Origin of the sequence: Aeromonas sp. 62-46, assembly GCF_001898585.1 — a bacterium.
Classification (GTDB): domain Bacteria; phylum Pseudomonadota; class Gammaproteobacteria; order Enterobacterales; family Aeromonadaceae; genus Aeromonas; species Aeromonas caviae.
The window spans coordinates 1-12878 of sequence record NZ_MKUI01000053.1 but is presented as its reverse complement, the minus strand read 5'-3'; the positions used below and the strand labels follow the sequence as shown (position 1 = coordinate 12878).

The following is a 12878-nucleotide window of genomic DNA, read 5'->3' as shown; positions in this document are numbered from 1 at the left end:
GTCGGTGTTTGAAACGCTTTCGCAAAGCCAGATGTGATATCGAAAATGTTATTTTTGGCTTTCCTGAGTTGTTTTGGTAACAAAAACCTAACAAATGCCACTCCTCGCCCTCAAAGCGTGTGAAAACAATAACTAACGTGCTCAATGGAGCTGAGTGGGCAAAGCCGTGAAAAACAAACAGAGACCTGTAAACCTCGACCTACAGACGATCAGCTTTCCTGTCACCGCCATCGCTTCCATCTTGCATCGTGTCTCAGGGGTCATCACCTTTGTGGCATTGGCCATCTTGCTGTGGATGCTTGGTACTTCACTCGCCTCTCCCGAAGGATTTGAATCGGTCGTTGCCATCATGGACAACTTCCTGGTCAAGTTCGTGCTGTGGGGGATCCTGACCGCGCTGGCTTACCACATCGTGGGCGGTCTGCGGCACCTGGTCATGGACATGGGCTATTGGGAAGAGCTGGAATCCGGTAATCAGAGTGCCCGTGTGGCCTTCGTGATCACCGCGGTTTTGGCGGTATTGGCGGGGGTACTGGTATGGTAACCAATTCTGCAACTTTCGGGCGCAGCGGTGTTCATGATTACATCCTGATCCGCGCCACCGCCCTCATCATGACGTGCTACGTCCTCTATCTGGTTGGCTTTGTCGCGTTCAACGACATCACCTACGAGGTGTGGACCGGCTTCTTCTCCAACACCTTCACCAAGGTCTTCACCCTGCTGACGCTCGTATGCGTCTTGATCCACGCCTGGATCGGTCTATGGCAGGTGCTGACCGACTATATCAAGCCGGTCGGACTGCGCGGTGCGCTGCAGTTTGTGCTGGTGGTGGTGCTGTTTGTCTATGTGATGACTGGTTTCGTCGTGCTGTGGGGTGTGTAAGGTGACTATTCCAACTCGTGAATTTGATGCGGTCGTGATCGGTGCCGGTGGCGCCGGTATGCGCGCCGCGCTGCAGATTGCCCAGTCCGGCAAGAGCTGCGCCCTGTTATCCAAGGTTTTCCCGACCCGTTCCCACACGGTCTCCGCCCAGGGCGGGATCACGGTCGCCCTGGGCAATGCCCACGACGACAACTGGCAGTGGCACATGTATGACACCGTCAAGGGCTCCGATTACATCGGTGATCAGGAAGCCATCGAATACATGTGCAAGACCGGCCCCGAGGCCATCTATGAGCTGGAGAACATGGGCTTGCCTTTCTCCCGCTTTGACAACGGTACCGTCTACCAGCGTCCGTTCGGCGGTCAGTCCAAGAACTTCGGCGGCGAGCAGGCTGCCCGCACCGCGGCGGCAGCCGACCGTACCGGTCACGCCCTGCTGCACACCCTGTATCAACAAAACGTCAAGAACAAGACCACCGTCTTCTCCGAGTGGTATGCCCTGGATCTGGTGAAGAACCAGGATGGTCATATCGTCGGCTGTACCGCCATCGACATGGAGAGCGGTGAAGTCGTCTACTTCAAGGCCAAGGCTACCGTGCTCGCCACCGGCGGCGCCGGTCGCATCTACCAGTCCACTACCAACGCCCACATCAACACCGGTGACGGCGTCGGCATGGCGCTGCGCGCCGGGGTCGGCGTGCAGGACATGGAGTTCTGGCAGTTCCACCCCACCGGCATCGCCGGGGCAGGGGTACTGGTGACCGAGGGTTGCCGTGGTGAAGGCGGCTACCTGCTGAACAAGGACGGCGAGCGCTTCATGGAGCGTTATGCGCCAAACGCCAAGGACCTGGCCGGTCGCGACGTGGTGGCCCGCTCCATCATGATCGAGATCCGCGAAGGCCGTGGCTGTGACGGTCCCTGGGGCCCGCACATCAAGCTCAAGCTGGATCACCTCGGCAAAGAGGTGCTGGAATCCCGCCTGCCGGGCATCTGCGAGCTCTCTCGCACCTTCGCCCACGTGGATCCGGTCAAAGAGCCCATCCCCATCATCCCGACCTGCCACTACATGATGGGCGGCGTGCCGACCAGCGTGAACGGCCAGTGCCTGACCCAGGACAAGGATGGCAACGACGTGCCGGTGGTCGGTCTGTTCGCGGTGGGCGAGATCGCCTGCGTCTCCGTGCACGGTGCCAACCGTCTGGGCGGCAACTCCCTGCTGGATCTGGTGGTGTTCGGTCGTGCTGCCGGCATGCACCTGGTGGAGACCCTTGGCTCGATGGAGCACGGCGTGGAAGCCACCGACGCCGACATCGCCAAGGCGCTGGAGCGCTTCAACCGCTGGGAAAACAACCGTGACGGGGAAGACCCGGCCCAGATCCGCAAGGATCTGCAGCGCTGCATGCAGAACAACTTCTCCGTGTTCCGGGAAGGGGATGCCATGGCAGAAGGGCTGGCCGAGCTGAAACTCATCCGCGAGCGTCTCAAGAACGCCCGTCTGGACGACACCTCCAAGGAGTTCAATACCCAGCGCATCGAGTGCCTGGAGCTGGACAACCTGATGGAGACCGCCTATGCCACCGCGGTGGCAGCGAACTTCCGTACCGAGAGTCGTGGCGCCCACAGCCGCTTCGACTTCCCGGAGCGTGACGATGAGAGCTGGCTGTGCCACAGCCTCTATCATCCGGACACCGAGTCCATGACCCGTCGCGCTGTCAACATGTCACCCAAGACCCGTGAGGCGTTCCCGCCCAAGGTCCGGACTTACTGATTGCGGAGCCAAGCACAATGAACGTCACATTCTCTGTCTACAGATACAATCCGGACGTTGATAACGTCCCGTATATGAAGGATTATCGTCTTGATATTCCTGAAGGTTCCGACATGATGGTGCTCGACGCACTGATCCAGCTCAAGGAGCTGGATCCCACCCTCGCCTTCCGCCGCTCCTGCCGCGAAGGGGTCTGTGGATCTGACGGTCTCAACATGAATGGCAAGAACGGTCTGGCCTGCATCACGCCGCTCTCCGATCTCTTGAAGAAGGGCAACAAGGTCGTCATTCGGCCCTTGCCCGGTCTGCCGGTGATCCGGGATCTGGTGATCGACATGACCCAGTTCTACACCCAGTGGGAGAAGGTCAAACCTTTCCTCATCAACGACGAAAAACTGCCGCCCGTGCGTGAGCACCTGCAATCCCCCGAAGAGCGCGCCAAGCTGGATGGCCTGTACGAGTGCATACTCTGTGCCTGCTGCTCCACCTCTTGCCCCTCCTTCTGGTGGAACCCGGACAAGTTCATCGGTCCGGCCGGCCTGCTCGCCGCCTATCGCTGGCTGGCGGACAGCCGCGACACTGCGGCCAGTGAGCGACTGGGCAACCTGGATGACGCCTTCAGCGTGTTCCGCTGCCACGGCATCATGAACTGCGTGAACGTCTGTCCCAAGGGCTTGAACCCGACCAAGGCCATCGGTCAGATCAAGTCGATGTTGCTCAACCGGGCCGTGTAGTATCGGGGCCAGGGCGCCTTGCGCCGGGCCCGACCTCTGGATAGCCATCCCGCCCCGGGATGGCTATGACCCTACAAGCTGCAGTGCAGCGAACAAGATGTACAAGGGATAGAAATGCATAACGGCGTGATGAAGGCCTGGTTGGAGTCATCTCACCTGGCTGGTGCGAATGCAAGCTACATTGAGGATTTGTACGAATCCTTCCTGGAAAACCCCGACTCCGTTGCCGACGAATGGCGCAGCCTGTTCCAGTCGCTGCCCCAGGTCAACGGACATGCAGTAGAACAACCCCACTCCCAGGTTCGCGACTATTTCCGCCGCCTGGCCAAGGACTCCTCCCGTTACAGCGCTCCCGTCTCCGATCCCCAGGTGGATGCCAAACAGGTTCGCGTACTGCAACTGATCAACGCCTTCCGCTTCCGCGGTCACCAGAACGCCAACCTGGACCCCCTGGGTCTGTGGCAGCGCGAGCCGGTCGCCGAGCTGGATCCGGCCTTCCACAACCTGCAAGGTGCAGACATGGAGGCCACCTTCAATGTGGGCTCCTACGCCATCGGTCGCGAGACCATGGTGCTCTCCGATCTGTATGCCTCGCTGAAGAAAACCTATTGCGGCAGCATCGGCGCCGACTACATGCACCTCACCTCCACCGAGGAGAAGCGCTGGCTGCAAGACAGGCTGGAATCCATCGAAGGGAAGGGCAACTATACCCTCGAAGAGAAGACCCGCTTCCTCGAGAGCCTGACCGCCGCCGAAGGGCTGGAAAAATACCTGGGTGCCAAGTTCCCGGGGGCCAAGCGTTTCTCCCTGGAAGGGGGCGATGCCATGGTGCCCATGCTCAAAGAGCTTATTCGCCGCGCCGGTGAGCAGGGTTGCAAGGAAGCCGTCATCGGCATGGCCCACCGTGGTCGCCTCAACGTGCTCATCAACGTGCTGGGCAAGCGCGCCCAGGACCTGTTCGACGAGTTTGCTGGCAAGCACGGCGAATCTTGGGGCACAGGGGACGTGAAGTACCACATGGGCTTCTCCTCCGACTTCGCCACCCCGGGCGGCAACGTCCACCTGGCGCTCGCCTTCAACCCGTCTCACCTCGAGATCGTCAACCCCGTGGTCATCGGCTCCGTGCGTGCCCGTATGGATCGTCGCGGTGACAAGGACGGCTCCAGCGTCCTGCCCATCACCATCCACGGTGACTCCGCCATCGCGGGGCAGGGGGTCGTTGCCGAGACCTTCAACATGTCCCAGACCCGAGCCTATGGCGTGGGCGGGACGGTGCGCATCGTCATCAACAACCAGGTAGGCTTCACCACCTCCTATATCCGTGACCTGCGCTCCACCGAATATTGCACCGACATCGCCAAGGCGGTGCAGGCCCCTGTGCTGCACGTCAACGGGGATGACCCGGAAGCCGTGGTGCTGGTGACCCAGATTGCCCTGGATTACCGCAACACCTTCAAGCGCGACGTGGTGATCGAGCTGGTCTGCTACCGTCGTCACGGCCACAACGAGGCTGACGAGCCGAGCGCGACCCAGCCCCTGATGTACCAGAAGATCAAGCAGCACCCGACCCCGCGCAAGATCTACGCCGATCAGCTGATCGCCGAAGGAGCCATCGCGCCGGAGCTGGCCACCACGCTAGTCAACGACTATCGCGATACCCTGGATCGGGGCGAGCGGGTGAGCAAGGAGTGGCGCCCCATGGAGCTGCACTCCGTGGACTGGACGCCGTATCTGGGTCACGACTGGGCCATGGCCTATGACAGCACTGTGCCCATGGATCATCTGAAGGCCCTGGGTGAGCGCATCAGCCAGTACCCGGCGACCCATGTGCTGCAACGTCAGGTCGAGAAGATCTACGAAGACCGTCGCCTGATGGCCGCCGGTGAGAAGCTGGTGGACTGGGGCTTTGCCGAGACCCTGGCCTACGCCACCCTGGTGGACAAGGGATCCCGCATCCGCTTCACCGGGGAAGACTCCGGCCGCGGTACCTTCTTCCATCGCCACGCCGTGCTGCACAGCCAGACCGATGCCAGCACCTACACCCCGCTGTGCAACCTGCACGACGAGCAGGGCCCGTTCGAGGTGTACGACTCCGTGCTGACCGAGAACGCGGTACTGGCGTTCGAGTATGGCTACGCCAGCGCGGAGCCGGCCGGCCTCACCATCTGGGAAGCCCAGTTCGGTGACTTCGCCAACTGCGCCCAGGTGGTAGTGGATCAGTTCCTCTCCTCCGGCGAGCAGAAGTGGGGCCGGATGTGCGGCCTGACCATGCTGCTGCCCCACGGTTACGAGGGTCAGGGCCCGGAGCACTCCTCCGCCCGTCTGGAGCGTTACCTGCAGATGTGCGCCCAGCACAACATGCAGGTGTGCGTGCCCTCCACCCCGGCGCAGGTGTTCCACATGCTGCGTCGTCAGGTAGTGCGCCCCATGCGCCGTCCGCTCATCGTGATGACGCCCAAATCCCTGCTGCGCCACCCGCTGGCGGTGAGCAAGCTCGAAGAGCTGGCAGAGGGCACCTTCCTGAACGCCATCGGCGAGATCGATGCGCTGGATCCCAAAGGCGTCAAGCGCGTGGTCTTCTGCTCCGGCAAGGTCTACTACGACCTGCTCGATGCCCGTCGCAAGGCCGAGCAGCAGGACGTGGCTCTGGTTCGGATCGAGCAGCTCTACCCCTTCCCGGAAGAGGAAGTGCGCGCCATCCTGGCCGATTACAGCCATGTCACCGACTTCGTCTGGTGTCAGGAAGAGCCGCAGAACCAGGGCGCCTGGTACAGCACCCGTCATCACTACGACAGCGTGCTGCCAAGCCATGCCCGTCTGCGTTATGCCGGTCGCCCGGCCTCGGCCTCACCGGCCGTCGGTTACATGTCCGTCCACGCCAAGCAGCAAAAAGCACTGGTGGAAGACGCCCTTACCCTGGAATGAACGAGTTGTGGATGAGAGGGCCCGTGTCGGGACCCTCTCTGACCTGGAACAAGCCTGCTGGCCAAGAAGTAACAAGGAACTGATTACATGACTATCGAGATCAAGGTACCGGACCTGCCGGAATCAGTGGCGGATGCCACCATCGCGACCTGGCACAAGAAACCGGGTGATCTGGTTGCCCGTGACGAAGTGCTGGTTGACATCGAAACCGATAAAGTCGTGCTGGAAGTGCCCGCGCCGGAAGCCGGCGTACTGGGCGACATCCTGCAGAGCGAAGGGGCGACCGTGCTCTCCCGCCAGCTGATCGCCATGCTCAAGCCGGCCCCCGTTGCCGGTGAAGCGACCAGCGAGAAGCCGGTGGAAGCCGTGGCCGATGACGCTGCCGATGGCCTGAGCCCCTCCGTGCGCCGCATGGTGGCCGAGCACGACATCGACGTCGCCAAGCTGACCGGCACCGGCAAGGGTGGTCGTGTCACCAAGGAAGACGTGGAAGCCTTCATCAAGAATCTGGGCAAGGCTCCCGTGGATGCGCCGACTGCTGCCGCTCCCGTGGCTGCCGCACCGGTTGCCCCGCTGGCCGGTCGCACCGAGAAGCGTGTGCCCATGACCCGTCTGCGCAAGCGCATCGCCGAGCGTCTGCTGGAGGCCAAGAACACCACCGCCATGCTGACCACTTTCAACGAGATCAACATGGCGCCCATCATGAAGCTGCGCAAGCAGTACGGCGAGATCTTCGAGAAGAAGCACGGCATCAAGCTCGGCTTCATGTCCTTCTATGTGAAGGCCGTGGTCGAATCCCTCAAGCGCTACCCGGAAGTGAACGCAGCGCTGGACGGTGACGACATCGTCTACCACAACTACTTCGATGTCAGCATTGCCGTCTCCACCCCCCGTGGTCTGGTGACCCCGGTGCTGCGCGACTGCGACAACATGAGCCTGGCGGACATCGAGAAGGCCATCAAGGATCTGGCCGGCAAGGGCCGTGACGGCAAGCTGACCGTGGATGAACTGACTGGCGGCAACTTCACCATCACCAACGGTGGCGTGTTCGGCTCCCTGATGTCCACCCCCATCATCAACCCGCCCCAGAGCGCCATTCTGGGCATGCACAAGATCCAGGACCGCCCCATGGCCGTCGACGGCAAGGTCGAGATCCTGCCGATGATGTACCTGGCGCTCTCCTACGATCACCGCATCATCGACGGCCGCGAGTCCGTGGGCTTCCTGGTCTCCATCAAGGAGCTGCTGGAAGACCCGACTCGTCTGCTGCTGGATGTCTGAGCAAGCGTGACTGAAAGATAACGAGGGGCCGCCCAGGCCCCCATTCACAGGGGATTGAGAAACACGAGCCCCGGACGGAAATACCTACAACACGGATAGAGCATCTATGAATCTGCATGAATATCAGGCAAAACAGCTGTTTGCCGAGTATGGCCTGCCGGTCTCCGAAGGTTATGCCTGTGCCACCCCGCAGGAAGCGGCCGAAGCGGCCGACAAGATTGGCGGCAACACCTGGGTCGTCAAATGCCAGGTCCACGCCGGTGGCCGCGGCAAGGCGGGCGGCGTCAAGCTGGCCAAGAGCAAGGACGAGATCCGCGCCTTCGCCCAGAACTGGCTCGGCAAGAACCTGGTGACCTATCAGACTGACGCCAATGGTCAGCCGGTTACCAAGATCCTGGTGGAGTCCTGCACCGACATCGCCAAGGAACTGTACCTGGGCGCCGTGGTCGACCGTGGCTCTCGCCGCGTGGTCTTCATGGCTTCCACCGAAGGTGGCGTGGAGATTGAGAAAGTCGCCCACGAAACCCCGGAACTCATTCACAAGGCTGCCATCGATCCCCTGGTAGGCCCGCAGCCTTATCAGGCCCGCGAGCTGGCCTTCAAGCTGGGTCTGGTCGGCGATCAGATCAAGCAGTTCACCAAGATCTTCATGGGTCTGGGCCAGATGTTCCTGGACTGCGACTTCGCCCTGCTGGAGATCAACCCCCTGGTCATCACCGACAAGGGCAACCTGCACTGCCTGGACGGCAAGATCAACATCGACGCCAACGCCCTGTATCGCCAGCCCAAGCTGCGCGAGATGCACGATCCGTCCCAGGATGACCCCCGCGAAGCGCACGCCGCCCAGTGGGAGCTGAACTATGTGGCGCTCGATGGCAACATCGGCTGCATGGTCAACGGCGCCGGTCTGGCCATGGGTACCATGGACATCGTCAACCTGCACGGCGGTTCACCTGCCAACTTCCTGGACGTCGGCGGCGGCGCCACCAAGGAGCGCGTGACCGAGGCCTTCAAGATCATCCTCTCCGACAGCAAGGTACAAGCCGTGCTGGTCAACATCTTTGGCGGCATCGTGCGCTGCGACATGATCGCGGAAGGCATCATCGGCGCCGTCAAGGAAGTGGGTGTGAAAGTGCCCGTGGTGGTGCGTCTGGAAGGCAACAACGCCGAACTGGGTGCCCGTAAACTGGCCGACAGCGGCCTCAATATCATCGCCGCAACGAGTCTGACTGACGCAGCTCAGCAAGTGGTAAAAGCAGCGGAGGCCAAATAATGAGCGTTCTGATCAACAAAGACACCAAGGTGATCTGCCAGGGCTTTACCGGCGGTCAGGGTACCTTCCACTCCGAACAGGCCATTGCCTACGGTACCCAGATGGTCGGCGGCGTCTCCCCGGGCAAGGGCGGCACCACTCACCTGGGTCTGCCGGTGTTCAACACCGTCCGTGACGCCGTGGAAGCAACCGGCGCCACCGCCTCCGTCATCTATGTGCCGGCGCCGTTCTGTAAGGACGCCATCCTGGAAGCCATCGATGCCGGCATCAAGCTCATCGTCACCATCACCGAAGGCATCCCGACCCTGGACATGCTGCAGGTCAAGGTGAAGCTGCAGGAAACCGGCGTGCGCATGATTGGCCCGAACTGCCCGGGCGTCATCACCCCGGGTGAGTGCAAGATTGGCATCATGCCTGGCCACATCCACAAGCCGGGCAAGGTGGGCATCGTCTCCCGCTCCGGCACCCTGACCTATGAAGCGGTCAAGCAGACCACGGACGAGGGCTTCGGCCAGTCCACCTGCGTCGGTATCGGTGGCGACCCCATCCCGGGTTCCAACTTCATCGACATTCTGGAGATGTTCCAGAATGACCCGCAGACCGAAGCCATCGTGATGATCGGCGAGATCGGCGGCAACGCCGAGGAAGACGCGGCGGCCTACATCAAGGCTCACGTCACCAAGCCGGTGGTCTCCTACATCGCGGGCGTCACCGCCCCGGCTGGCAAGCGCATGGGTCATGCGGGCGCCATCATCGCCGGTGGTAAAGGCACCGCGGCCGAGAAATTTGCCGCACTGGAAGATGCCGGCGTGAAAACCGTGCGCTCCCTGGCCGATATCGGCAAGGCCCTGCGTGAAGTGACCGGCTGGTAAGTTAGCCTGTTAGCTCAGATAGCAAAATGCCGCCCTTGGGGCGGCATTTTTATTGCTAGTATTCTGAGATAAGAGTTTTCTCGATGACTGTTATATACCAACCTATTATTTCTGACCTGCAGTCAAGAATTGAATTCGCTCTTTGGTAAAGTCTGTTTGGCACTTGAAGATTTCAACCCTGTCTTTGACTGCTTCATCTGGGGAGTTGGCTCTACTTAGAGAACCGCAAGTATTGGCTTTGGTAATGACCCACTGCCTTTGTGAATCCATCATTGATGAGCGGAATGACTTGGGAATTGCTCCCCAGATACGATTCAGCTCTTTATCCTCGGCCATATAGAGTTCCTTGGCCGCCGGTACCATTGAAGGATCGTTCTCCTTGAGGATCTCATCTTTTCTGGTTGCGATAGAGGCAGCGTTTACCAGAGTCAACATTGGAGAATAGAAGTTCCTCCCTCTGACGGAGATGTCTGTGCCATTATCTGCCAGACGTAGACTGTAAGTTCTGTCTTTCCATATTAAGGAGTTATTTCTGCTTGTCGCATCACTATGGTTCAGGAATTCGTTGTAAACAGCGGGAACCTTATCCGCAACGTCTTTAAGCTCCACAGGTATTGTCATTGTGATAGTCGCGATACAGTTCAGTGAGGCATCTGTCTTGTCAACCGTTGTGACCTCTGATGCTTGAACATTAATAGCATCAAGGGTTGCCTGAAATTGGCTAAGTTGCTCGGTACTGGTGGTCTTTGCATACCTAGACTTCAGCATTGGAGATGCATCATCGCGAAGTGTCTGCACAAGAGCAGACACAGCATCCTCTCTTCCGCATTTAAATGGTGCTGACTCTTCTTTTACATCGAACAACCCAGCAAAAGCGGGGCTTGATGCACTGACTCCGATTATTACTGCTATTACTTTAAAGTTCATATCTTTTACCAAGTCAATGATGCCATGCAACGGCCTCTCGGAGGCTAAATATCCATGACAAAGAGCAAAGCGCCTAGGATATCAACTCATTTGAGGCCCGTCACCTGTCAATATTACCGGGGGAAACTCGGGAGAGGATCACCTTGGAGGAGTGTGGGGCACGCAATCTGGATCGGCTACCTTTTGACCTCGACCTATTTTTTACCTGTTTTGATAAGCCTCTCACGAGGCATGTATTGACATACGATCTTGTTATAAATTGTGGAAGGTGACATTTTATAAAACACTCTAGGGAGAGATGTTGGCCCAGAGGGAATCGTCATAGGATTGATTAGTGACATTTTCATTGCCTCTGCCAGACAATATGACTCCGAATAGATAGTGGTTCTCCCTTATGGAAATTATGTACATGCTGAATCACTTGTTTGGAAGAAAAAAGGAAGCGTCACCTCCTGACATGAAAGATATTTTCAGGGGGACTGGATGCCCCAAAGTGCCAGAAAGTGCGTACAGCGGGTACCCAACGCCACTACCACCAGAGCCTTCAATCGAGGCTTATCTTATTCGTTTCCTTGTTTCAGAGGATAGTCTGGCGATATTTTTCCAAGCTCTTGCCCAAACAGGCTATGTAGTGAGCCCTGATTTGAACACACAGGTATTAAGTCGTTCAGGGGATCCAGTGAGCAAGAAAGTCATGCTTTTCTTGCACCCTTCTTTTGCTGGAACGACAGTCTCGTTTGCCTGTAATGACCTTGATGTGCTTGAAACTCTCCAGCAGACGAGATTAGATCCACCTCTTCCTGCAGACTCATTCCCATGGATTGACCCCGAAGGGTTGGGCTCACTACAGGGAGACATGGAATACTGGTGGACGTATTTGTGGTTACCATTTTGGTTGTCCTTAAGCCAAGAGAGGCAGTCTGCCTTGGAGCTTGAACCTGAATGGCGTGAATTTATCGCAATGCATCAGCCATACGACACTTCTGCATCTACCGGTTGAATCGCTACCGTGCCAGTGTTGGTATGGCCTGATATCTTCAGAGCCTCATCGTTTTTGGCCCTTCTAGTTTTTGGTCGCCTTGGCATCTTTTGTCGTTTCTGGAGGACAATGCATGGGGAGGAAGGGGGCGCCCTCGCTACTGCGGAGGAAGCAAAGCCTGCAACCTCGGTTGTGGTGACCATGTTGATGTGAATAGCAGTTTTAATGGGCCGGTTAATTGGTTAGATATCATCAAGAACAGGATCATGTAGCGTCTCTTTGGCTCTGTCGCAAACCTTGAAAAATCGGGCCATAGGGCGTATAACCACGCGCTTGTCAGTGTATTGAGTGAGCTAACTTTTATGCAGCAGAGTGAACCCGTGCAGACCGCCCCCTTTTGGCAGGTAAAAAGCCTGCAACAGATGACCATGACGGAGTGGGAGTCCCTGTGCGACGGCTGCGGCAAGTGCTGCCTGAACAAGCTGATCGACGAGGACACCGAGGAGCTGGTGTTCACCAACGTGGCCTGCAACCTGCTCAATACCAAGACCTGCCAGTGCTCCGATTACGGCAACCGCTTTAAAAAAGAGCCGGACTGCCTGCAGATCACCCACGACAAGATTGCCGAGTTCAACTGGCTGCCCTCTACCTGTGCCTACCGCCTGCTGGCGGAAGGGCAGACCCTGCCGACTTGGCATCCCCTTATCACCGGCAGTCGCAGCGCCATGCACCAGGCTGGCCAGTCGGTGCGCGGCAAGGTAGTGCACGAGGCGCAGGCTGGTGACTGGGCCGACCATATCATTACCTGGGCGAGCTAAGCCTTAATCCGCCGTTTATTGCTTACTACAGGGGCAGGGGAGTGAGACTTCGCTGCCCCTGTTGTTTTTGGCATATAAGTGATCAGTTTTTTGCGATAAAGGCAGTTTGAAACTTCATGGTGAGATGAAAGCATCGTGAAGTCGTGAGAGGTCGCCCCTGACGCAGCCAGCACCCGTTAAACTGCATCCATGACACAAGGGCTGCAGAGCACACTCTGCAGCCCTTGTTGCTTTCTGGCGCTTGCTAGCGATGTAGAGTGGTTTCCCCTCACCCTGACCCTCTCCCAAGGGGAGAGGGAATAGATCGAGGTTGCTATGCAAAACTCGTGGTGGTCGAGCATGGTTCTGCTCTGCTTTTTTGAGTACCTGAGTACCTGAGTACCTGAGTACCTGAGTACCTGAGTACCTGAGTACCTGAG

11 protein-coding genes are annotated in these 12878 nt (G+C 58.5%); 10 read left to right on the top strand and 1 reads right to left on the bottom strand.

Translation table 11 applies throughout. From position 1 onward, the window contains the following. Nucleotides 1-154: 154 nt before the first annotated feature. The 8 genes from sdhC to sucD all read left to right on the top strand — a co-directional run bounded on the left by sdhC (nucleotide 155) and on the right by sucD (nucleotide 9735). Nucleotides 155-544, top strand: coding sequence for a succinate dehydrogenase cytochrome b556 subunit (gene sdhC / locus BGO64_RS16805; protein ID WP_029314418.1), 390 nt, complete (start codon nucleotides 155-157; stop codon nucleotides 542-544). Next, nucleotides 538-882, top strand: coding sequence for a succinate dehydrogenase, hydrophobic membrane anchor protein (gene sdhD / locus BGO64_RS16800; RefSeq protein ID WP_010674495.1), 345 nt, complete (start codon nucleotides 538-540; stop codon nucleotides 880-882). Before sdhC ends, sdhD begins: the two co-directional genes overlap by 7 nt. Before the next feature lies 1 nt (nucleotide 883). Then, nucleotides 884-2650: a succinate dehydrogenase flavoprotein subunit gene (gene sdhA, locus BGO64_RS16795; RefSeq protein ID WP_029314421.1), complete on the top strand. Its 1767-nt coding sequence runs from the start codon at nucleotides 884-886 to the stop codon at nucleotides 2648-2650. 17 nt (nucleotides 2651-2667) lie between these two features. Continuing rightward, nucleotides 2668-3384, top strand: coding sequence for a succinate dehydrogenase iron-sulfur subunit (locus BGO64_RS16790; protein ID WP_286701046.1), 717 nt, complete (start codon nucleotides 2668-2670; stop codon nucleotides 3382-3384). Between the two features lie 114 nt (nucleotides 3385-3498). After that, nucleotides 3499-6309, top strand: coding sequence for a 2-oxoglutarate dehydrogenase E1 component (sucA, locus tag BGO64_RS16785; protein ID WP_103260002.1), 2811 nt, complete (start codon nucleotides 3499-3501; stop codon nucleotides 6307-6309). 87 nt (nucleotides 6310-6396) lie between these two features. Then, nucleotides 6397-7590: a 2-oxoglutarate dehydrogenase complex dihydrolipoyllysine-residue succinyltransferase gene (gene odhB, locus BGO64_RS16780; RefSeq protein ID WP_286701045.1), complete on the top strand. Its 1194-nt coding sequence runs from the start codon at nucleotides 6397-6399 to the stop codon at nucleotides 7588-7590. A 106-nt stretch (nucleotides 7591-7696) separates the two neighbouring features. After that, entirely contained in the window at nucleotides 7697-8863 is a 1167-nt protein-coding gene (gene sucC, locus BGO64_RS16775; protein WP_005300220.1) for an ADP-forming succinate--CoA ligase subunit beta, read from the top strand. After that, nucleotides 8863-9735, top strand: coding sequence for a succinate--CoA ligase subunit alpha (gene sucD, locus BGO64_RS16770; RefSeq protein ID WP_042015506.1), 873 nt, complete (start codon nucleotides 8863-8865; stop codon nucleotides 9733-9735). The genes sucC and sucD overlap by 1 nt, the downstream gene beginning before the upstream one ends. A 105-nt stretch (nucleotides 9736-9840) precedes the next feature. Here sucD and BGO64_RS16765 read toward each other — a convergent pair whose 3' ends face one another. Then, nucleotides 9841-10662 (bottom strand): lysozyme inhibitor LprI family protein, encoded by an 822-nt coding sequence (locus BGO64_RS16765; RefSeq protein WP_286701044.1) that lies wholly within the window; start codon nucleotides 10660-10662, stop codon nucleotides 9841-9843. A 394-nt stretch (nucleotides 10663-11056) separates the two neighbouring features. On the opposite strand from BGO64_RS16765, the gene BGO64_RS16760 reads away from it, so the two are divergent. Next, nucleotides 11057-11662 carry a hypothetical protein gene (locus BGO64_RS16760; RefSeq protein WP_103254857.1) on the top strand — a complete coding sequence of 202 codons (606 nt, stop codon included), beginning with the start codon at nucleotides 11057-11059 and terminating at the stop codon, nucleotides 11660-11662. 341 nt (nucleotides 11663-12003) lie between these two features. Then, a complete protein-coding gene (locus BGO64_RS16755) occupies nucleotides 12004-12459 on the top strand; it encodes a YcgN family cysteine cluster protein (protein WP_104452876.1) in 456 nt (151 codons plus the stop codon). Nucleotides 12460-12878: the final 419 nt, after the last annotated feature.

Bases quoted from the DNA above. Each gene is read 5' to 3' on its own strand.
- sdhD (WP_010674495.1), top strand. From the start codon at position 538: ATGGTAACCAATTCTGCAACTTTCGGGCGCAGCGGTGTTCATGATTAC.
- BGO64_RS16790 (WP_286701046.1), top strand. From the start codon at position 2,668: ATGAACGTCACATTCTCTGTCTACAGATACAATCCGGACGTTGATAAC.
- sucA (WP_103260002.1), top strand. From the start codon at position 3,499: ATGCATAACGGCGTGATGAAGGCCTGGTTGGAGTCATCTCACCTGGCT.
- odhB (WP_286701045.1), top strand. From the start codon at position 6,397: ATGACTATCGAGATCAAGGTACCGGACCTGCCGGAATCAGTGGCGGAT.
- sucC (WP_005300220.1), top strand. From the start codon at position 7,697: ATGAATCTGCATGAATATCAGGCAAAACAGCTGTTTGCCGAGTATGGC.
- sucD (WP_042015506.1), top strand. From the start codon at position 8,863: ATGAGCGTTCTGATCAACAAAGACACCAAGGTGATCTGCCAGGGCTTT.
- BGO64_RS16765 (WP_286701044.1), bottom strand. From the start codon at position 10,662: ATGAACTTTAAAGTAATAGCAGTAATAATCGGAGTCAGTGCATCAAGC.
- BGO64_RS16760 (WP_103254857.1), top strand. From the start codon at position 11,057: ATGGAAATTATGTACATGCTGAATCACTTGTTTGGAAGAAAAAAGGAA.
- BGO64_RS16755 (WP_104452876.1), top strand. From the start codon at position 12,004: ATGCAGCAGAGTGAACCCGTGCAGACCGCCCCCTTTTGGCAGGTAAAA.